At 68.3% G+C, this 19,227-nt stretch carries 20 protein-coding genes; 11 read left to right on the top strand and 9 right to left on the bottom strand.

Going from position 1 to position 19,227, the window contains the following annotated elements; genetic code table 11:
* Positions 1-56 precede the first annotated feature (56 nt).
* From AC3WS4_RS18530 to AC3WS4_RS18510, 5 genes are all read left to right on the top strand, one after another.
* A complete protein-coding gene (locus AC3WS4_RS18530) occupies positions 57-1,388 on the top strand; it encodes a phosphotransferase family protein (protein ID WP_492737257.1) in 1,332 nt (443 codons plus the stop codon).
* Positions 1,385-1,939 carry a glycine-rich domain-containing protein gene (locus AC3WS4_RS18525; protein ID WP_492737255.1) on the top strand — a complete coding sequence of 185 codons (555 nt, stop codon included), beginning with the start codon at positions 1,385-1,387 and terminating at the stop codon, positions 1,937-1,939. Before AC3WS4_RS18530 ends, AC3WS4_RS18525 begins: the two co-directional genes overlap by 4 nt.
* A 13-nt stretch (positions 1,940-1,952) precedes the next feature.
* Positions 1,953-2,780 carry a TIGR04222 domain-containing membrane protein gene (locus tag AC3WS4_RS18520; RefSeq protein WP_492737253.1) on the top strand — a complete coding sequence of 276 codons (828 nt, stop codon included), beginning with the start codon at positions 1,953-1,955 and terminating at the stop codon, positions 2,778-2,780.
* Positions 2,781-2,882: 102 nt separating this feature from the next.
* Positions 2,883-4,178: an acyl-CoA dehydrogenase family protein gene (locus AC3WS4_RS18515; protein WP_187141027.1), complete on the top strand. Its 1,296-nt coding sequence runs from the start codon at positions 2,883-2,885 to the stop codon at positions 4,176-4,178.
* A gap of 72 nt (positions 4,179-4,250) precedes the next feature.
* A complete protein-coding gene (locus tag AC3WS4_RS18510) occupies positions 4,251-4,772 on the top strand; it encodes a cupin domain-containing protein (protein ID WP_492737251.1) in 522 nt (173 codons plus the stop codon).
* A 4-nt stretch (positions 4,773-4,776) separates the two neighbouring features.
* On the opposite strand, the gene AC3WS4_RS18505 is transcribed toward AC3WS4_RS18510, so the two are convergent.
* The 5 genes from AC3WS4_RS18505 to AC3WS4_RS18485 all read right to left on the bottom strand — a co-directional run bounded on the left by AC3WS4_RS18505 (position 4,777) and on the right by AC3WS4_RS18485 (position 7,406).
* Positions 4,777-5,082, bottom strand: coding sequence for an alkylphosphonate utilization protein (locus AC3WS4_RS18505; protein WP_056345667.1), 306 nt, complete (start codon positions 5,080-5,082; stop codon positions 4,777-4,779).
* 8 nt (positions 5,083-5,090) lie between these two features.
* The gene (locus AC3WS4_RS18500; protein ID WP_492737249.1) at positions 5,091-5,849 is read right to left on the bottom strand and encodes a class I SAM-dependent methyltransferase; all 759 of its coding nucleotides are present in this window, start codon (positions 5,847-5,849) and stop codon (positions 5,091-5,093) included.
* Between the two features lie 67 nt (positions 5,850-5,916).
* Positions 5,917-6,420 (bottom strand): hypothetical protein, encoded by a 504-nt coding sequence (locus AC3WS4_RS18495; RefSeq protein WP_492737247.1) that lies wholly within the window; start codon positions 6,418-6,420, stop codon positions 5,917-5,919.
* Positions 6,407-7,243, bottom strand: a complete 837-nt coding sequence (locus tag AC3WS4_RS18490) for a hypothetical protein (RefSeq protein ID WP_492737246.1) — start codon at positions 7,241-7,243, stop codon at positions 6,407-6,409. The genes AC3WS4_RS18495 and AC3WS4_RS18490 overlap by 14 nt, the downstream gene beginning before the upstream one ends.
* Before the next feature lie 7 nt (positions 7,244-7,250).
* The gene (locus AC3WS4_RS18485; protein WP_156377610.1) at positions 7,251-7,406 is read right to left on the bottom strand and encodes a hypothetical protein; all 156 of its coding nucleotides are present in this window, start codon (positions 7,404-7,406) and stop codon (positions 7,251-7,253) included.
* An 86-nt stretch (positions 7,407-7,492) separates the two neighbouring features.
* Here AC3WS4_RS18485 and AC3WS4_RS18480 point away from each other — a divergent pair, with 86 nt between their 5' ends.
* The 4 genes from AC3WS4_RS18480 to AC3WS4_RS18465 all read left to right on the top strand — a co-directional run bounded on the left by AC3WS4_RS18480 (position 7,493) and on the right by AC3WS4_RS18465 (position 11,471).
* Entirely contained in the window at positions 7,493-8,299 is an 807-nt protein-coding gene (locus AC3WS4_RS18480) for a sterol desaturase family protein (protein WP_492737244.1), read from the top strand.
* An 82-nt stretch (positions 8,300-8,381) separates the two neighbouring features.
* Positions 8,382-10,121: an N-acyl-D-amino-acid deacylase family protein gene (locus tag AC3WS4_RS18475; protein ID WP_492737242.1), complete on the top strand. Its 1,740-nt coding sequence runs from the start codon at positions 8,382-8,384 to the stop codon at positions 10,119-10,121.
* Positions 10,118-10,429 carry a hypothetical protein gene (locus tag AC3WS4_RS18470; protein WP_492737240.1) on the top strand — a complete coding sequence of 104 codons (312 nt, stop codon included), beginning with the start codon at positions 10,118-10,120 and terminating at the stop codon, positions 10,427-10,429. Before AC3WS4_RS18475 ends, AC3WS4_RS18470 begins: the two co-directional genes overlap by 4 nt.
* A gap of 34 nt (positions 10,430-10,463) precedes the next feature.
* Positions 10,464-11,471 carry a zinc-dependent alcohol dehydrogenase family protein gene (locus AC3WS4_RS18465; RefSeq protein WP_492738067.1) on the top strand — a complete coding sequence of 336 codons (1,008 nt, stop codon included), beginning with the start codon at positions 10,464-10,466 and terminating at the stop codon, positions 11,469-11,471.
* On the opposite strand, the gene AC3WS4_RS18460 is transcribed toward AC3WS4_RS18465, so the two are convergent.
* The 4 genes from AC3WS4_RS18460 to nhaA all read right to left on the bottom strand — a co-directional run bounded on the left by AC3WS4_RS18460 (position 11,468) and on the right by nhaA (position 16,453).
* Positions 11,468-12,595 (bottom strand): aminotransferase class V-fold PLP-dependent enzyme, encoded by a 1,128-nt coding sequence (locus AC3WS4_RS18460; RefSeq protein ID WP_492737238.1) that lies wholly within the window; start codon positions 12,593-12,595, stop codon positions 11,468-11,470. The two genes, AC3WS4_RS18465 and AC3WS4_RS18460, sit on opposite strands and share 4 nt — an antisense overlap.
* Positions 12,592-13,356, bottom strand: coding sequence for a tryptophan 2,3-dioxygenase family protein (locus AC3WS4_RS18455; protein ID WP_492737236.1), 765 nt, complete (start codon positions 13,354-13,356; stop codon positions 12,592-12,594). Before AC3WS4_RS18455 ends, AC3WS4_RS18460 begins: the two co-directional genes overlap by 4 nt.
* A gap of 146 nt (positions 13,357-13,502) precedes the next feature.
* Entirely contained in the window at positions 13,503-15,179 is a 1,677-nt protein-coding gene (locus AC3WS4_RS18450) for a hypothetical protein (protein WP_492737234.1), read from the bottom strand.
* On the bottom strand, positions 15,176-16,453 hold the full coding sequence (nhaA, locus tag AC3WS4_RS18445) for a Na+/H+ antiporter NhaA (RefSeq protein ID WP_492737232.1): 1,278 nt from the start codon (positions 16,451-16,453) through the stop codon (positions 15,176-15,178). The genes AC3WS4_RS18450 and nhaA overlap by 4 nt, the downstream gene beginning before the upstream one ends.
* Positions 16,454-16,592: 139 nt before the next feature.
* On the opposite strand from nhaA, the gene AC3WS4_RS18440 reads away from it, so the two are divergent.
* On the top strand, positions 16,593-18,008 hold the full coding sequence (locus AC3WS4_RS18440; RefSeq protein WP_492737230.1) for a glycosyl transferase family protein: 1,416 nt from the start codon (positions 16,593-16,595) through the stop codon (positions 18,006-18,008).
* Positions 18,005-19,147: a hypothetical protein gene (locus AC3WS4_RS18435; RefSeq protein WP_492737228.1), complete on the top strand. Its 1,143-nt coding sequence runs from the start codon at positions 18,005-18,007 to the stop codon at positions 19,145-19,147. The genes AC3WS4_RS18440 and AC3WS4_RS18435 overlap by 4 nt, the downstream gene beginning before the upstream one ends.
* Positions 19,148-19,227: the final 80 nt, after the last annotated feature.

Here is a 19,227-nt window from a genome sequence, read left to right as displayed (position 1 = left end):
TCGTTGAAAGCCGAAAACGGCTTGCGATGATCCGAAAAGCTTAGCATCGGAAAGTAATGACCGATCTCGACACCCTGCTCGCCGCTTTCATGACCCGCGCCGTCGGCCCCGGAACGCTCTCGGGCCTCGGCCGCCTGTCGGGGGGCGCGAACATGGAAAGCTGGGCGTTCGATTTCGCGGGCGAACCCTATGTGCTGCGCCGCGCGCCGTCGGCCGAATATATGGCGGACCGCCCCTATGGCCATGTCACCGAAGCGGCGCTGGTGATGGCCGCGCATGCCGCCGGGGTGAAGGCGCCCGAAGTCGTCGGCGTGCTGGCGGACGGCGACGGCATGGGCACCGGCTATGTGATGAAGCGCGTGATCGCCGAGGTGAACCCGGCGAAGATTCTCGCGAGCCCGCCGCCATCGCTCGTCGCCGACCTGGGGCGCGAACTCGCGCGCATCCATGCGATCCCCGCCGAAACCATTCCCGACGCGATCCCGCATATGGACACCGCCGCGGCGCTCGCCGAATTGAAGGCGCGCTTCCTGACCTATGGCGGCGACCGGCCGGCAATCGCGCTCGCGATCAAATGGTGCGAGGATCATCTGCCCGAACCGGCGCCGCCGGTGCTCGTCCATGCCGACTATCGCATGGGCAATATCATGGTCGATGCCGATGGCCTTGCGGTCGTGCTCGACTGGGAGCTCGCGCATCGCGGCGACGCGCACGAGGACCTCGCTTTCGGCTGCATGACCGTGTGGCGTTTCGGCCGGCTCGAAAACCCCGCCTTCGGGGTCGGCAGCCTCGAGGAATATTTCGCGGCCTATGAAGCCGCCGGCGGCACCCCCGTCGACCGCACCCGCTTTCGCTTCTGGCTGGTCTATCGGACGTTGTGGTGGGCACTCGGCTGTTTGCAGATGGGGCAGGCCTGGCGCAGCGGTGCCGACACCACGGTCGAGCGCGTCGTCGTCGGGCGGCGCACCGCCGAACAGGAACTCGACCTCGTGCTCCTGCTCGAAGAGGAAGCGCCCGAGGCCGAACGCGCGCGCGCGCTGCCGGCATCGCCGCCCGCCGCCGCCGCACCGGCGGGCGAGCCGACCAACCGCGAAATCGTGCAGGCGGTGCGCGACTGGATCGAGGGTGCGATCAAGCCGCGCGCCGAGGGCCATGCCAAGTTCGAGGCGGTGGTCGCGATGAACGCGCTGGGCATCGTGATGCGCGACCTCGATGCCGGGACGCGCGCCGAGGATGCGGCCTTGTCCGCCGCCTTGATGGCGGGGACGACGACGCTCGCCGAACCCGGCCTGCTTGCGAAGTTGCGACGCGCGGCGATCGACAAATGCGCGGTCGACAGCCCCAAATATGCCGCGCTCGGCGCGGCGCGCAGCCTCTGGGGCGGATGATCGCCACAGAGCATCCGCTCTGGATTGTCCTTCGCGAGTATCGCGTCGGTCCCGCCGACGCCGCCCTGACCTTCGAGGCGCGGCTGGCCCGGGAAAATGGCTGGTCCGCCGCTTTTTCCGAAACGGTGATGGACGAATATCGCCGCTTCCTGTTCCTCGCCATGACCGCGGGCCATATGGTCGTGCCGTCCGACGCGGTCGACCAGGCGTGGCACCTGCACCTTACCTATAGCCGCGACTATTGGGATCGCTTGTGCGGTCAGGTGTTGGCGGCGCCGCTCCACCATGGCCCGACCAGCGGCGGCGCCGAGGAAGGCGGGCGTTATGCCCATTATTACGCCGAAACGCTGGCGAGCTATGAGCGGCTGTTCGGCGCCCTTCCGCCCGAAAAAATCTGGCCCTCGGCGTGGCGGCGCTTTCATGTCGACCCGCACGCGCGCCGCATCGCGCTCGCCGATGTGTGGATCGTGCCGCGCCGCACCCTTCGCCTTGGCGCCACCGCCGCAGCTGTGATAGCGCTGGCCGGGGTCGCGCTGTGGGCATGGGGATGAGGATGCGCCGGAGATGAATCCGCTCGATTGGGACCCGCTGGCCTTTATCGGCATATATTTCCTGTTGTTGATGATCGTCGGACCGGTCGCCTGGCTGCTGCCGCGGCTGCTTCGTCCTGCGGGCCGGGTGCAGCGACTGCGCGACCCAGACAGCCTCGCCTATCTGGCCGGCCGCGAGGCGCGCTTTGCCGACACCGGCGCGACGCGCGCCGTCGCGTCGGGTGCGATCACGGTCGAGGGCAAGATTTTCCGCACGGCGGACGGGGCGGCGTCCTCGGGCGCCGAGCGCGCGATCCTCGCGCTGCGCTCGCCATTCGGCTGGGACCATATCGTTGCGGCGTTGCAGCCCGAAGCGGTCGCCCTGCGTCGCCGGCTCGAATCCGCAGGCCTGCTGCTCGATCCCGACGAGCACCGTCGCCTGCGGCTGCTGGCGATCGCGCCCTATGCGGTGCTGTTGCTGTTCGGCGCGATCCGACTGCTCGCCGACATCGCGCGGGGCGGCCCGCTTTTCGTGCTGTCGCTGCTGCTGCTGCTGCTGACGCTGATCCCGCTGGCGATCCGCTGGCGCTTCGTCAGCGACCAGACGCGCGCCGGCCGCGCGGCGGTCAAGGACGCGCGCCGCGCGTATCAACGGCTGCGGCGCGCACCGACGCGGCGCGAAAGCGACCTCGCCGTCGCGCTGTTCGGCACCGGTGTCCTCGCCGGATCGGAACTCGCCGCCTTCTATCAGCTGCGCAACCCGCACAACTCGCCCGCGGGCTCCAATTCGAGCGGCAGCTGCGGCAGCAGCTGCGGCGGCGACAGTGGATGCGGCAGCGGTTGCGGCGGAGGTGGAGATTGACGCGCCGTCGCGCGACCAAAAGATTAGCTAACGAAGCATATTGCCCTTTTGCCGCGCGCCGAACGCTGGCAAGGCGGAGGTGACAGCCATGGGAGAAACAAGATGGATTTTGCCGTACCGGCCGATTTGCAGGCCTATCTGGACGAACTCGACGCCTTCATCGAGGCCGAGATCAAGCCGCTCGAACTCGCCGACGACAATATCCGTTTCTTCGACCATCGCCGTGAACATGCGCGCACCGACTGGGACAATCAGGGCCTGCCGCGCCACGACTGGGAACAATTGCTGAAGGCGGCCACGCGCAAGGCCGATGCCGCGGGCCACTGGCGCTTTTCGGCGCCGAAGAAGTACGGCGGCAAGGACGGGTCGAACCTGTGGATGGCGGTGATCCGCGAGCATTTCGCCGCGAAGGGCCTCGGTCTCCACAACGACCTGCAGAACGAGCACAGCATCGTCGGCAATTTCCCCTTCGTCCAGATGTTCGAGCAATTCGCGACGAGCGAGGAGCAGAAGCAGGAGTTCATCCTCGGCGGGTTCGAAGGCAAGCGCCGCACTGCCTTCGGCCTGACCGAACCCGATCACGGGTCCGACGCGACGCATATGGAAACCCGCGCGGTGCGCGAGACCCGCGACGGGGTCGAGGGCTGGCTGATCAACGGGCGCAAGATGTGGATCACCGGCATGCATGTCGCGACCCACTGCGCGACCTTCTGCCGCACCGACGGTGAGGACGGCGATGCGAAAGGCATCTCCTGCCTGCTGGTGCCCACCGGCACCCCGGGGATGACGGTCGATGAATATATGTGGACCTTCAACATGCCGACCGATCACCCGCGCATGACCTTCACCGATGTGTGGGTCCCCGACAGCGCGCGGCTCGGCCCCGTCGGCGGCGGGCTGTCGATTGCGCAGAGCTTCGTCCACCAGAACCGCATCCGGCAGGCGGCATCGTCGCTGGGTGCGGCGGTCTTCTGCATCGAGGAAAGCGTTCGCTATGCGCGCGAGCGCAAGCCGTTCGGCGAGGCGCTGGCGAAGAACCAGGCGATCCAGTTCCCGCTCGTCGAACTGGCGACGCAGGCCGAAATGCTGCGTCTGCTGATCCGCAAGACCGCGTGGGACATGGACAATATGCCGCACAAGGAAATCGAGCGGAACCTCAGCGACAAGGTTAGCATGTGCAATTACTGGGCGAACCGCCTGTGCTGCGAAGCCGCCGATCGAGCGATGCAGGTGCATGGCGGCATCGGCTATTCGCGCCACAAGCCGTTCGAGCATATCTATCGCCACCACCGTCGTTACCGGATCACCGAGGGCGCCGAGGAAATCCAGATGCGCAAGGTTGGCGCCTATCTGTTCGGCTATCTCGGACCGCGCCGGGAAACGCTGGGCAAAATCTGACCGGGCTATGGACTCTCCTCCTCCCGTTGCGGCATGATACGTCGCAAATCAAAACGGGAAGAGGAGAGAGCCATGGCCGAGGCCGATCGCAAGCCGGACGCAGCGCCGTTCCGCATCTATCGGGGCATCGATGCCCCCGACCTCAACGAGACCGAGAAGATGACGCTCGCCGGGCTGACCCCGATCGTCGAGGCGGGCATCGGCCGCTGGGTCGCGGCCGGGGTGGGCGAGGGCAATGTCACCAAGGTGCTGTTCGCGCTGCCGCACATGAGCCTGACCTATGCCTGGTTCAAAAGCGGCTTCGCGCTGCCGCTGCACAGCCACGACGCCGACTGCCTCTATTATATCATCGCCGGATCGCTCAAACTCGGCACCGAGGAACTGGGCGCGGGCGACGGCTTCTTCGTCGGGCGCGACGTCCCCTATACCTACAAGCCCGGACCCGAGGGGGTCGAGGTGCTCGAGTTCCGCACCGTCGATGCGTTCGACATGAAATTCCAGGGGCGGACCGAGGCCTATTGGGACAAGGTCGTCGCGGGCATGGATGCGGCGCGCCCGAACTGGAGCGCCGAAAAGCCGCCGTCGCAGCACTGACGCGTCAGCGCTTGCGCACGAACTCCGCGCGCAGCACCAGCCCCTTGATGCCGTCGTGGCGGCAGTCGATTTCCTGCGCGTCGCCGGTCAGGCGGATCGACTTGATCACCGTGCCGACCTTGAGCGTCTGGCCCGCGCCTTTGACCGTCAAATCCTTGATCAGCGCCACGCTGTCACCGTCGGCGAGCAGATTGCCGACCGCGTCGCGCACCTCGGGACCTGCCGATGCGGCAGCATCGCGCGCCGCGATATCGCTTGCGGACATCCATTCGCCGCTCGCTTCGTCATAGACATAATCATCGTCGGCCATGTTGGTCCCTATTTCGGTTTGCGGAAGCGTAGCGCGAACTGGTCGGTCTTGCCGCGAATGGCGGGGTCGAAGACGTTCGTGGTGCGCGGATCCTCGGGGCGTTTATAGATGTCGCTCGTCGCATCAAGCCTGAAACCCGCCCGGGTCAGGGCTTCGATCACCGCGGCCTGGTCGATCCGGTGCAGGCTGTCGGACAAGGTCGTGCCGCTGCCGTCGGCGGCGCTGTGATCGACGACGACGAGCGTCCCGCCCGGCTTGAGCGCCGCGAACAGCGCCGCGCTCGCCCTGGCGCCGGTCCCTTCGGGGAAGGGTTTGAGGTAGAGGTCGTGGAAATTCTGCACCGTGATGATCGTGTCGAGCGGCACCGGAAAGGCGGGCGCGGCGAACGCCCCGCCGACCGCGTCGACATTGGCATAGGCGGCGTCGACCGCCGCCTGATCGTCGCCATACTGTTTCTTGAAGGCGATGAATTCGGCGGGCTGGAAGGCATAGACCTTGCCCTCGGGGCCGACCGCGGCGGCGAGCAGTCGCGTGACATACCCGCCGCCCATCACATAGTCGCCGACCGCCTCGCCCGGCGCGATCTGGGCGAAGGCAAGCAGTTCGGCGGGTTTGCGCGCCGCGTCGCGCTCGCGATCGGTCGCGGGGCGGGCGGGGTCGGCAAGCGTCGCGGCATAATTGGCGGTGGGCGGCGGCGCGGCGCCGTCGGCGGTGCATCCCGCGAGCAGCAGGGCGAGGGCGAAGGGGACGGCGAGCTTGCGGTTCATGGCATCGACTCCTTGCTGGTATCGCGCGACTCTAACGGCTCGCCGGGATGCTGGCGCGCGAAATCGGTCAGGGCAGCGCCGGCGGTCCGGCGCGCGGCCGGAGCTTGAGGCCCGCGAGCAGCGCCGCCGGATCTGGACAGCCGGGCGACGCGGCGACGCCGATGATCGGGTCGATCGCGACCGACAGGCCGAGCCGCGCCGCCTGCCGCTGATATTGGTCGCGCAGCACCGTGCCGGTGCGCGGGAAGTCGGTCCGCACGCCATCGCCATATAGATAGCGCACCGGACCGATGACGCGTGCGCGTTCGGCGAAAATGCTCTTTTCCGCCGCCTCGACGTCGAGTTGCTGGACGATGATCGTACAGGCGCCGCCGGCGGCACGGATACGAAAGGGTGCCGCTTCCCACGGCCGGCTGCTCGTCAGGCCCGCCGTGGCGAGCCGCGTCTCGATCGCCGCCGCCAGCCGTTCGCGGTCGGGGTAGACGTTGCGCGGCAGCCACAGCAATTTCGCCGCGACAAGCGCCACGGCGAGCAGCGCCGCGCCGATCAGGATGCGATCAGCGCGCCGCAAAATCGGGGTGACGCGCGACGGCGGTGCCGACGATCGCGGCGGTGACCAGCAGCGAGGCCCAGCCGAACAACATCATCCCCGCGCCGCCGTGCAGATAGTCGTAGAGGTCGGGATGGCGTGCGATCGTCGCGAGGCGGATGCCGTTGACGACGATCGTGCCAAGCATCGCGATTAGCGTGGCGATGACGAGACGGCGATCGAAGCGCAGTTCGAACAATTGCGCCAGCGTCACCGCGAGGACCCCGGCGAGCGAGAGATTGGTCAGCGACGAGCAGTTCTGGCCGACCGTGAAAGCCTGAGATCCCGCCTGGCCGAAGATGTTGCCGTCGGCATTGCCGCCCGCGAACAGCGCGGCGATTTGCGCATCGAAGGCGAGCAACTCGCTGCCGAGCAGCTTCAGGATCAGCGGACCCCAGAGCAGATGGGCGCTGAGAGCCAGTGCAACCAGTCCGATCCGCCGCGCGCCCGATGCCGGTTCGGAGCGCAGCGCCAGCCATGCGCCTGCGCCAAAGACCGCCGCCGCGCCGAGCGCAGGGAGCGGCAGCAGCGCCGCGCCGACCATCGCGGCGAGGACCGGCGCGTCGCCGCGCCGCCAGGCCGATCGGCCATCATCGTCGCGCGCGATCGCGCATATCGCGAAGGCGGCGAACCAGACGATCGCGCTGACGCCGAACAATTCGAAAAGCGACGGGACGAGGCCGCGATGCGCGATCGCCGCGCCGATGCGCGTGGTCAGCGCCGATGCGATGACGATCAACAGCGCGGCGGCGAAAACGACACTGCGCTCGATTCGTCGCGGCGAAACCGCCGCCGCTGCGGTCATCGCCGGTTTAGCGGCTGCGACGGCGCTTCAGGAACAGATAGCCCGCGGCGACGGCCGCCATCGCTGCGGCACCGACGCCGGCTTCGGGGCCGGGGGTCGGGGCAACGCCGGCAAAGGCGGCGGTCGGGATGGCAAGAAGAATGGTGACGGCCAATGCGCGCATGATCGAAGCCCCTCGGAAAAATAACGTCGTGCCGGAATCGTAGCGAGCGCTTGCCACGGCGGCAAGCGGCTTTACCGCTTGGCACGATGGAGCAGATATTCGCACGGGAGGTGATGGCGTGGGCGCCCTTTGCGATGGCCGGCGCTTTCGTTGCGGCTGCCTGCGCCGAGGCGCTGTTCGGCACGCGCGACGATGTGGGGGCGGGGTTGCGGCGCCCGGCGACCAATTTGCTGCTCGGTATCCTCGGCCTGTTGCTCGCCGCGCTCGTGCCGGTCAGCCTGATCGCCTTTGCCGCATGGGCCGGACGGGAAGGGACGGCGCCCCTGCCGCTACCGTCCGCGCCGCTCGCGCTCGCGGTGCTTGTGACGGTGTTGCTGCGCAGCCTGTCGGCCTATTGGGCGCACCGCGCCTCGCACCGCATCGGCTGGCTGTGGCGGCTGCATCGCGTCCATCACAGCGACACCGGGGTCGATGCGACGACGGGGTTCCGCCATCATCCGGTCGAGCAGTTCGTGTCGTTCCTGTGCGCGCTGCCGGCGATCTGGCTGTTCGCGCTGCCGCCGACGGCGGTCGCGATCGCTGAACTCGTGCTTCTCGTCGCGGGTATCGCCGAGCACGCCAATATTCGTGCCGAGGGGCGTGTCTGGCGCGCCGCCACCTGGCTGTTCGCGACCCCCGCTGTCCACCTGATCCATCACAGCAGTCGGCAAGTGCAGACCGACAGCAATTATGGCTCGCTCTTTACCGTCTGGGATCGCCTCTTCGGCACCTGGCGCGATCCCCATGTCGAACGCGTCGAGACGCTGGGACTGGGACCCACGCATGATCGCGATGCTGACCGCTGGGACCGGCAGCTGCTTTCACCCTTCCTTCGCGATGTGCCGCCCGGCTGATTGTCCTCCGGTCGCGAGGCCTTGGCATATCGAATATCCGTGATAGGTTTCTCCCTGAAACGAAAAAATCGGGAGAGTGGACATGCATGATCTGGTGATTCGCGGCGGCACCGTCGTCGATGGAACGGGCGGTGACGCCTTTGTCGCGGACATCGCGATCGACGGCGACCGGATCGTCGCGGTGGGCGAGAATCTGGGCGCCGGTCGCACCGAGATCGACGCCGCCGGCAAGGTCGTCACCCCGGGCTTCGTCGATGTTCACACCCATTATGACGGGCAGGCGACCTGGGACGCCGAAATGGCGCCGTCGAGCTGGCACGGCGTTACCACTGTCGTCATGGGCAATTGCGGCGTCGGCTTCGCGCCTGCCAAGCCCGACCGCCACGAATGGCTGATCTCGCTGATGGAAGGCGTCGAGGATATTCCGGGCACCGCGCTCGCCGAAGGCATGTCGTGGGATTGGGAGACCTTCCCCGAATATATGGACGCGCTCGAAAAGCTGCCGCGCACCGTCGACGTCGCGTGCCACGTTCCGCACGGCGCGGTGCGCGCCTATGTGCTCGGCGACCGCGAAAAGCCCGGCGCGATCCCGACCGAGGCGGACATCGCCGAAATGTCGCGCATCGTCGAGGAGGGCGTGCGCGCCGGCGCGCTCGGCTTTTCGACCAGCCGCACCGTGCTCCACAAGTCGATCGACGGCGAACTCGTCCCCGGCACCACCGCGACCGCAGAGGAACTGGTCGCGATCGGCCGCGCGATGGGGCGCGTCGGTTACGGCGTGTTCGAAATGGCGAGCGACATGAAGCGCGAGTGGAACGAGTTCGAGTGGATGGGTGATTTGAGCCGCGAAACCGGCCTCCCGGTGACCTTCGCCGCGCTCCAGTCGATCGCCAAGGAACTGCCGCTCGAGGAGCAGATTGCGGAAATGCGCAAGCAGAACGCGACCGGCGCGAACATCGTCGCGCAGATCGCGCTGCGCGGCAACGGCGTCATCATGGCGTGGCAGGGTACCGTGCATCCCTTCCGCTTCAAACCGGCGTGGAACGAGATCATCGACCTGCCGTGGGAGCAGCAGCTCGCGCATCTGAAGGACCCCGCGTTCCGCACCCGCATGACGCAGGAAGCCAATATCTGGCCCGAAAGCGATATCCTCGACTTTCTGAAGGTCGTCGCCGAGGGCTGGCCGGTCCATTTCGAGATGGACCCCGATTTCAACTATGAGCCGCGGATGGACGAAAGCATCGCGCATCGCGCTGCTGCGGCGGGCGTGACGCCGTCCGAATATGCCTATGACCTGCTAATGAAGGACGACGGCAAAGGCTTCATCTATTTCCCGATTTTGAACTACCGCGACGGCAATCTCAATTTCCTCGAGGACCTGCAGGCCGCCGACGATACGGTGAACAGCCTGTCCGACGGCGGCGCGCATTGCGGGACGATCTGCGACGCGGCGTCGCCGACCTTCATGCTCCAGCATTGGGTGCGCGACCGCAACGGCAACCGCATCGGGCTGGAACATGCGATCAAGCGTCAGTGCCGCGACACCGCGGTGCTGTACGGGCTGGAGGATCGTGGGGTGCTCGCGCCGGGCTATCTCGCCGACCTCAACGTCATTGACATGGACGCGATCAAGCTGGGCAAGCCCTGGCTCGCCTTCGACCTGCCCGCGGGCGGCAAGCGCCTGCTGCAAAAGGCCGACGGCTATGTCGCGACGATCAAGTCGGGCGAAGTGACCTTCCGCGATGGCGCGATGCAGGGGCCGACCCCCGGCGGCGTGATCCGCGGACCGCAGCGCGTCGAACTGGCGATGGCCGCCGAATGAGGCGCGCGTCGATCGGGGCAGGCGCGGCGCTCGCCGCCGCGCTGCTGCTATCCGCGTGCGGCGGTGATGCCGCGCCCGCCAACAAGGCGCCGACCGCCAAGGATGCCGAGGCCTATCTGACCAAGCGCAAGGCGGCCGTCGGCGAAAAGGTGCTCAAGGCCGACCTCAGCGCGCAGGTCGATGGCAGCTTCGAAGGCAAGGCGACGATCCAGGCCGAGGGCGCGGCGCCGGAGGAATGGGATTGCTCGGTGCGGATCGCCGACGCACTCGGCAGCGGTACGGCGAGCTACGGCTGCTTTCAGAAATAGCGCGGCGGAGCCGCTTTTCAGGAGATACTTCATGGTGAAGGCCATGCGCCTCGGCGCGCCCGCGTCGCTCGACAGTCTGGCGGCCGCCACCCTCGCCGATCCGGGCGATCCGGGTCCGGGCGAGATCCGCGTCCGACTGGCGGCATCGTCGCTGAACTTCCACGACTTTGCCGTCGTCGCCGGGATGATCCCCACCCCCGCCGGGCGCATCCCGATGTCCGATGGCGCAGGGACGGTCGAGGCGGTGGGTGAGGGCGTGACCGACTATCGGGTCGGCGACCCGGTCGTATCGCTCTTTTTCCCCGAATGGAATGACGGCGCACCGCCCGCCAGTGCCTTTGCCAAAGTGCCGGGCGACGGCATCGACGGTTATGCGCGCGAGGTGGTGGTGGTGCCGCAGCACTGGTTCACCCGTGTACCCAAGGGCTGGTCGGCGGCCGAGGCGGCGACGCTGACCTGCGCGGGCCTCACCGCATGGCGCGCGCTGTTCGTCGACGGGGCGACCCGGCCGGGCTCGACCGTGCTGATCCAGGGCAGCGGCGGGGTGTCGGTGTTCGCGCTGCAATTCGCCAAGGCGGCGGGCGCGAAGGTGATCGCGACCAGCTCGTCCGACGCCAAGCTCGCAAAGCTGAAGGCGCTCGGCGCCGACGAACTGATCAACTACAAGGAAGAGCCGAAATGGGGCGCGAAGGCGCTCGAACTGACCGGCGGGCGCGGAGTCGACACGGTGGTTGAAATCGGCGGTGCCGGGACGCTCGACCAGTCGATGGTCGCGGCGCGCGTCGGCGGCCATGTCGCGCTGATCGGCGTGCTCGCCGGCATCGTCGGCCCGGTGCAGACCGCGCTGCTGATGAGCAAGAATCTGCGCGTGCAGGGGCTGACCGTCGGCAGCCGCGCACAGCAGCTCGCGATGATCGAGGGCGTCGAGGCGAATGGCATCCGGCCGGTGATCAGCGATCATTTCCCGCTGGAACGGCTCGGCGACGCCTTCCGCCACCAGATCGCCAACGCGCATTTCGGCAAGATTGTCGTCGATATCTAGCTGAGCGCCGCGAGCGTCCGCTCCACATCGGCGACGCCATTATAGGCATGGAACGACAGACGCAGGATCGTGCCGCGGAAATCGGCGCGAAGATCGTGCCGGTCGAGCGCCTCGGCGACGCGCGGCTGGTCGGTGCCGGTATCGATGCAGAGCGTCCCGCCGACAGCGCCCTCGGGCCAGCGCCACCCGGGGGGCTTCGCCTCGAGTGCGTCGCGCAGCATTGCTTGCAGCGTGCGATTGTGCGCAGCGATCGCATCGACGCCGATCGCCGCGATCTCGCCGATCCCCGCCGTCGACAGGATGAACGGCGCGACATCGGGGGTGCCGCCCCACCAGCGCCGGGCGTCGGGGGCGTAGCGAAAGTCGGCGATGTCCATCTCGAAGGGATTTTCGTGGCTCCACCAGCCGCGCTCCATCGGGTCGAGCGCCGTCCGGTCGTGCGGGGCAACCCACAGCCACGCCGCGCCGGGGCCGCCGCACAGCCATTTGACGCTGGTGCCGATCACGGCATCGGCGCCCCATGCGGCGGGGTTCACAGGGACGATGCCGACCGACTGTGCGCAGTCGGCGACGCAGCGTGCGCCGGCCGCCTTGGCGGCGCGCGCCACCGCCGCGATATCGGTCAGCGCGCCGCTGTTCGAACTGACATGCATCGCGACGACGAGCGCGACGCTGTCGTCGAGCGCTGCGGTCCAGCTCGCCGGGTCGCGCACATCGGTATCGGCGGGCAAATAGCGCGTCGTCCAGCCCGCCGCCGCCAGCCCGCTCGCGACATAGCCGATCGTCGGGAAGGCGCTCGGTGCGAGCAGGATCGTGCGGCGGTCGGTGGCCTGCCCAAGTGCCGACAGGTAACGCGATAGCGCCGCGCTGACATTGGTTGCCGGGCACAGGTCGCGCGCTTCGACGCCGATCAGGCCGCCAAGTGCGGCACGCCAGTCGTCGATCGCGGCGAGCCAGCCGGGCCAGGCCTCGCCGGTCTCGCGCCACGGATCGAGCAGCCGCGCCTGCAGCGCGTCGGCTGCGGCGCGCGGCTGGCAGCCGACGCTATGGCTTTTGAGATAGACGCTGCCGGGCGGCAGGTGGAAGCGCGCCGCGACCGCGGGCTGAAGCAGCGCGGGCGTCACAGCCCGCTCCCGTGCCCCGCCGCGCCGCCGCTGATGCTGTCGCGCTTGACGCCATATTCGGCGCCCCAGCGGTCGGTCATCTCGGCGCGGATGTCCCAGAGCTCGGGGAAGAAACGGTGGCGCGCGCCGGCGTTGAGCAGTTCGACCGGACGGCCTTTCAGCGACTTCGACCCCATGCCGATCGAACGGTGGATCAGGGTGATGTGATGGGCACGGAACAGCTGGAACAATTCGTCGAACTCGACCAGCGCCTCGGCAACCATATAAGCGTCGTCATGCTTGTAGCCGGTGTCGTAGACGTCGGCGACGCTGCGGCCCGTCGGGTCGAGATAGGCGGCCTTGTAGCGCGCCCATAACGGCTGTGGCAAAGTGAGGAGCAGCTGGAAACCCGGGCTTTCCTGCCCTGACCCGTTGCCGAGCTGGAGGCGGATCGACTGATAGTCGAAGGGACTCATCGTCTCGAGCAGCCCCAGCTGGTCGGTCATCATCCGCATGATGCGATTGACCCGGTCGAACAGGCTGAGCACGCGCATCGTCTCGCCCGCGGCCATATGGCCGTCGATCTCGGTGAGGGTGAAGGCCATCAGCTTCATCCACAATTCCTCGACCTGGTGGACGATCTGGAACTGCAATTCGTCGGGGGTGCAAAGTTCGGCGAGCGGTTTCTGGCAGAGCAGCAGGCGGTCGACCGCGAGATAGACCCCATAATCTTTCATGTCGGGGGTTTCGATGCGGCGGTGGGTTTCGGTCTTGTCGAGCATGGGCTTATCCCTTGCGAAAATGGCACGGAGGAACGGACGGCGCGCGTCGCGGCGCGCCGAAGGTGTTCAGCCGCGCGGCGCGACCCCCGCCGGGGGACGGCGCGGCGACCCCGACTGGCCGAGCCACAGCAAGGGCGCCGTCCGGCTCACCGCGCCAGCAGGTCCGACGGCAGCGTCGGCTCGCCGATGATCAGCGCGAAGCGGCGCCAGATCTCATCGCGGTCGGGTGCGCCGCGTTCGATATAGGCGCGGACGATTTCCTCGCCGAGGCCATAGTTGATCACATAGCTGCGATATTGGTCGGTGAAGCTGACCGACTGTTCGGCGCGCGCCGGCGAGACGAGCAGATATTTTTCGGTGAGCTGGACCGCCGTGGCGCGGTCGATGACGCCGTCGAGATATTGCTGGGCGATCGTCAGCCGCGCCCCGGTCAGCGCCTTCATCGCGTCGAGCAATTGCCAATAGCGGTCGTCCGACGGCGGCTCGATGCCCGCGAGCGGCATCAGAACGTCACGCTCGGTGTCGGGGCGCGTCTGGCCGGGGAAGGCGAGATCGATGCCGTAGTTCGCGGTGCCCTCGGCGATCAGGCTCTGCGGGCTGTACAGCGGATACACGCTATACTCGATCCAGCCGCGCCCTTTCACCATCTGCTCCTCGAGCTTCATGTTGAGGAGGTGATGGCCGGGGTAACCCTCGTGGCAACCGAGGTCGAGCGCGCGCGACAGGCGGATCGGCAGGTCGGTGTTGACCTGGATGATGCTGTGATAGCCGCCCTGGTAATAATTATAGCCGCTCCAGCTCTTGCCGGTGACGAACTGCAATTCGAAACTGTCGCCCGGCGCCAGCGCGACATGCGCGACGGTGCGACCGCGGCAGCGCGCGATGGCGGCCTCGAAAACCCCCTGCAACCTGTCCTTGGGGATGGTGAAGCGGTCGAGATAGGCCTCGACCCGCGTCGCCAGCGCGCCTTCGCCGGGAACGAGCGTATCGACCGTGGCGAGCGCCGCGTCATAGCTTTTGAGCGGCTTCAGAACCGGGCGCACCCCGAACAGGCGCTCGGCCTCTTCGGCAAAGGAGAAACGTGCGCCGCCCATCATCATCAGCCGCGTCTCGGCGGCGCGAAGCTGCGCCGCGAGGAAGGCGCGGCGCTGGCGCTCGATCGGGTCGGACAGGTCGGGTGCGATCTCTTCGAGCTTGGCGATCAGCTGGCGGGTCGAGACGAGCAGCGCCTTCTGGTCGCGGGGCGCCGCGGTCGATGCGTCGAGCAGGCTCTGCGGGCCATAATAGGCGTCGATATAGCCTTTCTCGTGCGTGCCGATTTCGAGGCTGAGCGAGACATAGGCGGTGGCGATGGCGTCGACCGTCTGACCCGCGAGCGTCGCGGCGGCGGGGTCGACCGTGGCGGCCGAGCGCACCGGCCAATCGGCGGCGGGCGCGGGCGGCGGGGGCAGGTCGGGTGATGCGGGCAGCCCGGGTGCCGATCCCGATGGCGGCGGCAGGGCGGTGAGGCCCGGAATGATCGTCGCCCGTTCTTCGCCATTGGCGTCGGGCCGGGCGGTCGGCGCCCCCGAAGGCGGCGGCAGCGCGGTCATGCCACGCACGATCTCGACCCGGCGCACGTCGACTTCGGGCACCGCTGCTTCCGGCACCGGGGCCTTCGCGGCAGTGTCGGGCAGCGCGGGGTTGCGCTCCGGGCCGGCGGGGCTGTCCTGCGTCTTGCGTGCCTCGACCGTGCGCTTCATCTCGGGGTCGAGCGCATAGCAGCCCGACAGCGTCGAGGCGGTCAGCATGACGGCAAGAGGTAAGCGCAGGCGGTGCATCATGCGGAAATCGGCTCCGAGGTATCGCGGACGTCGCCGTCGCCGACGATTTCGTCATCGCAGCTGGCTTCGACCGCGCCATGCTGCGGGTGCAGCGGCGCGAAGCGCAGTACCGCATAACCGGCGAGCGCGGCAACCAGCGAACCCATCAATATGCCGATCTTGGCTTCCTCGATGAGCAGCGCATCGCCGGGGAAGGCGAGGCCGCCGATGAACAGGCTCATCGTGAAGCCGATACCGCACAGCAAGGACACGCCATAGATTTGCAGCCAGGTCGCGCCGCGCAGCTTGCCGGCGATGCCGAATTTCACGGCCAGCCAGACGCTGCCGAAGATGCCGATCTGCTTGCCCAAAAACAGCCCTGCGGCGATCCCGAGTGGGAGCGGAGCGAAAATCTGTTCGGCGGTGAGGCCCGAGATATCGACCCCGGCATTGGCGAAGCCGAACAAGGGCACGATCGCGAAGGCGACCCACGGGTGCAGCGCATGTTCGAGGCGATGGAGCGGCGAGGTCGCGCTGTCGGGGGCCCCGGGCGTCCGCTCGAACGGGATCGCCATCGCGGCTAGGACGCCGGCGATCGTCGCATGCACGCCCGAGAGCAGCATCGCGTACCAGAGCAGCACGAACAGCAGCAGATAGACGAGCAGGCTTTTGATCCCCATCCGGTTGCAGACGAACATCAGGGCGAAGACCGCTCCCGCCGCCGCGAGTGCGACGAGGTTGATCTTGGCGGTATAGAAAAGCGCGATGATCGCGACCGCGCCCATGTCGTCGACGATCGCGACGGTGACGAGGAACAGCTTGAGCGAGGTCGGCGCGCGCTTGCCGAGCAGCGCGAGCACGCCGATCGCGAAGGCGATGTCGGTCGCCGCCGGGATCGCCCAGCCTTGCGCGAGGCCCGGCGTGCCGCCGGCAAAGGCCATGTAGAGCAGCGCCGGCACCGCCATACCCGCCGCCGCGGCGATGAAGGGCAACCGCCGCCGGTCCCAGCTGGCGAGCCGGCCGTCGACGAACTCGCGCTTGATCTCGAGCCCGACGAGCAGGAAGAAGATCGCCATCAGTCCGTCGTTGATCCACAGATGGACCGTCATCGGGCCGAGCTTGTCGGACAGCACGGGGCCGGTCACCGCATGGATCGCGTGGGAATATGTCTCGCCGAAGGCCGAATTGGCGATCAGCATCGCCAGCGCCGCTGCGAAGATCAGCAACATCCCGCCCGCGCTCTCGCTTTCGAGGAAATCGCGCAGGGCGGAGGGACGTGTCGAGCGGCGGGTCATAGGGTGAGAGCGGCTTCTTCGGTGGATTGGAGGGGCCTCTCCTAGCGTGCGATGGCGGTCGCGTCACCCTTTACCCGCCGCGTGTTTTTGACTAGTTCCAGATGCTTGTGGCGCCTGACGCCACAGGGGGGCGGGGCATATGGGGCTGTCGACCGCAGGGCTGGAAATGCTGGTCGCGCTGGCCAGCCACGAACTGATGCTGTTCGCGTCGGTCGGCATATTGGTCATCGGTTTCGACGATCTGTTCTTCGACATATTGTGGTTCGTCACCCGCGACCGCGATGCCGCGCCGCGCTATCTGCGCGATCATCGGCCGCGGGCGCCGCTCGCGGGGCCGCTCGCGATCTTCGTTCCGGCCTGGGACGAGGCGAAGGTGCTGCCCGCGATGATCCGGCGGACGCTCGCCGCCTGGCAGGGCGAGGATTTCCGCATCTATCTCGGCTGTTATCCCAACGATGCGGCGACGCTGTTCGCGGTGTCGCCGCTGGTTGCGGGCGATCCGCGCCTCCGGCTGGTGATCGGCGATGCCGAAGGGCCGACGACCAAGGGCGACAACCTCAACCGGTTGTGGGCGGCGATGGGCAGCGACGAGCGGGTTGAGGGCATATGGTTCGCGGGCATCGTGCTCCACGACGCCGAGGATATCGTCCACCGCGGCGAGCTCGCGCTCTACCGCGCCGAACTGACGCGCCATGCGATGGTGCAGATTCCGGTGCTGCCCCTGCTCGGGCTCGGGCAGCAATGGGTCGCGGGCCATTATGCCGACGAATTCGCCGAGGCGCATGGCAAGGATCTGGCGCTGCGCACGCGGATCGGTGCGCCGCTGCCCTCGGCCGGGGTTGGCTGCGCGCTGACGCGCCACGCGCTGACCCTGTTGTCGATCGAACGCGGCGGTCAGCCCTTTCGCGCCGACAGCCTGACCGAGGATTATGAGATCGGGATCCTCGTCGGCACCCATGGCCTTGGCACCGCGTTCGTCGCGGCCATCGACGACGCGGGCGACTGGATCGTGTCGCGCGGCGCTTTCCCCGAAACGATCGAGACCGCGGTGCGCCAGAAATCGCGCTGGATCGCGGGGATCGCGCTCGCGGGATGGGACCATCTCGGCTGGGCGGGGCCGCAGGACGGCGGCTGGCGTGCCCGCTGGATGCTGTGGCGCGATCGCCGTGCCCCGCTCGCGGCGCTTGTCCTGCTCGCCGCCTATGCCGCGCTGGTCGTCGGCGCGGCGGGCTGGATCGGCCATGCGCTGCTCGGCTGGCAAGCGCGTCCGCCGGGGGCGATACTGCAATATCTGATGGGCCTGTCGGCGACATTGCTGCTCTGGCGGCTGGGCATGCGCGGCCATTTCGCGGCGCGCGCCTATGGCTGGCGGCAGGGGCTGCGGTCGATCCCGCGCGCCTTTGTCGCCAACATCGTCGCGATGCTCGCGGCGCGGCGCGCGGTCGCGGTCTATTGGCGCATGCTCCGGTCGGGGCGGGTGGTATGGGACAAGACACCGCATGGCGAGCGCGACGCGCTGCCGGTTCCGGCGCTGCCACCGGGGCGCAGCGGGTGACGGGTGTCATCATCGCCCGCCACACGCGCCGCGACGCGCGGTCGCTGCGTTTCCTGTTGCTCCTGCTCGGCGGCTGGACGCTGGTGCGGGTGATGGCGCACTGGAACCCAGCGATCCCGTCGTCGCCACCCGGGATGCCGCCTCCGCCATGGGCGGGCGAGGCCATGCCTGCACCATGGGCGACCGCCGAAGCGACGCCCCGCGCCGTGCCGGCTTCGATGATCGCTGCGGGCGGACAGCAGAAAGAACGGATGTCGCGCCCGCTGCCGCAAACCCCGGTCGTGGATACCGACGCGGCCGTTGGCGAATGGGGCGGCGGCGATCGCCACCATCTGCGGCTCGCGCTGATGGCGCGATTGCTGCCGCCGCAAGTCGGCGGCGCCTCGGCCGCCGCCTTTCCGGTAGGTGCATCGGCGTGGGTGACCGCGCCGCTGCCGGCGCGTGCCGCGCCGCCCGGCCGCGGCCAGCCCTTCTGGATGCAGCGTCAGCTTGCCGGCTGGTCGCTCGGCAGCTGGGCCTATATGCGCAGCGGGTCGGGCGATGCGCCGCCCGGCGGCATCGCCGCGGCGAGCCAGCTCGGCGGCAGCCAAGCCGGCGCGCGGCTCGCTTTTGGTTTCGGCGACAGCGGGCGCGTGCGCGCCTATGGCCGCGCGACGCTCGCGCTCGCCGAAACGCGCCAGCGCGAACTCGCCTTCGGCCTCGCTTTCGCTCCGGCCCGGCACCTGCCGCTCGATGTCGCGATCGAGCAGCGTGTCGCGGCGGGAAGCGGCGGGCGCACCGCGCTCGCGGCGATGGTCAGCGGCGGGGTCGGCGATGTCGCCTTGCCGCGGCGTTTCCGGCTCGAAGCCTATGGACAGGCCGGAATCGTCGGGGCACGTCGGCGCGACGGTTTTGCCGATGCGGCGGTCGTCGTCGACCGCGAAATCGCCCGGAACCCGCAGGCCAGCCTGCATCTCGGCGCGCTCGCGGCGGGGTCGGTACAGCCGGGCGCGGGGCGGGTCGATGTCGGCCCGCGGCTGACGCTGCGCCTGCCCGAAGTCGGCGAGGGCAGCCGCCTCGCGCTCGACTGGCGGCAGCGCGTCGCGGGCGATGCGAAGCCCGACAGCGGCCTTGCGCTGACGCTCGCCGCCGACTTCTGATTTTTCCCGATTTTCCGCGCTGCGGCGATTCCCCATGGCCTGAAACTGGTCTAGGGTCGGCGCAACCGCTCCGTCCGGGG

This window comes from Sphingopyxis sp. EU05-FHT14B03 (assembly GCF_058790875.1).
Note: the sequence above shows the minus strand (reverse complement) of the source record. Positions and strands in the feature narration are given on the sequence as shown.

Bases quoted from the DNA above. Each gene is read 5' to 3' on its own strand.
- AC3WS4_RS18485 (WP_156377610.1), bottom strand. From the start codon at position 7,406: ATGCGCGCATTGGCCGTCACCATTCTTCTTGCCATCCCGACCGCCGCC.
- AC3WS4_RS18520 (WP_492737253.1), top strand. From the start codon at position 1,953: ATGAATCCGCTCGATTGGGACCCGCTGGCCTTTATCGGCATATATTTC.
- AC3WS4_RS18440 (WP_492737230.1), top strand. From the start codon at position 16,593: ATGGGGCTGTCGACCGCAGGGCTGGAAATGCTGGTCGCGCTGGCCAGC.
- AC3WS4_RS18505 (WP_056345667.1), bottom strand. From the start codon at position 5,082: ATGGCCGACGATGATTATGTCTATGACGAAGCGAGCGGCGAATGGATG.
- AC3WS4_RS18490 (WP_492737246.1), bottom strand. From the start codon at position 7,243: ATGACCGCAGCGGCGGCGGTTTCGCCGCGACGAATCGAGCGCAGTGTC.
- AC3WS4_RS18475 (WP_492737242.1), top strand. From the start codon at position 8,382: ATGCATGATCTGGTGATTCGCGGCGGCACCGTCGTCGATGGAACGGGC.
- AC3WS4_RS18500 (WP_492737249.1), bottom strand. From the start codon at position 5,849: ATGAACCGCAAGCTCGCCGTCCCCTTCGCCCTCGCCCTGCTGCTCGCG.
- AC3WS4_RS18525 (WP_492737255.1), top strand. From the start codon at position 1,385: ATGATCGCCACAGAGCATCCGCTCTGGATTGTCCTTCGCGAGTATCGC.
- AC3WS4_RS18470 (WP_492737240.1), top strand. From the start codon at position 10,118: ATGAGGCGCGCGTCGATCGGGGCAGGCGCGGCGCTCGCCGCCGCGCTG.
- nhaA (WP_492737232.1), bottom strand. From the start codon at position 16,453: ATGACCCGCCGCTCGACACGTCCCTCCGCCCTGCGCGATTTCCTCGAA.
- AC3WS4_RS18530 (WP_492737257.1), top strand. From the start codon at position 57: ATGACCGATCTCGACACCCTGCTCGCCGCTTTCATGACCCGCGCCGTC.
- AC3WS4_RS18480 (WP_492737244.1), top strand. From the start codon at position 7,493: ATGGAGCAGATATTCGCACGGGAGGTGATGGCGTGGGCGCCCTTTGCG.
- AC3WS4_RS18510 (WP_492737251.1), top strand. From the start codon at position 4,251: ATGGCCGAGGCCGATCGCAAGCCGGACGCAGCGCCGTTCCGCATCTAT.
- AC3WS4_RS18515 (WP_187141027.1), top strand. From the start codon at position 2,883: ATGGATTTTGCCGTACCGGCCGATTTGCAGGCCTATCTGGACGAACTC.
- AC3WS4_RS18450 (WP_492737234.1), bottom strand. From the start codon at position 15,179: ATGATGCACCGCCTGCGCTTACCTCTTGCCGTCATGCTGACCGCCTCG.
- AC3WS4_RS18455 (WP_492737236.1), bottom strand. From the start codon at position 13,356: ATGCTCGACAAGACCGAAACCCACCGCCGCATCGAAACCCCCGACATG.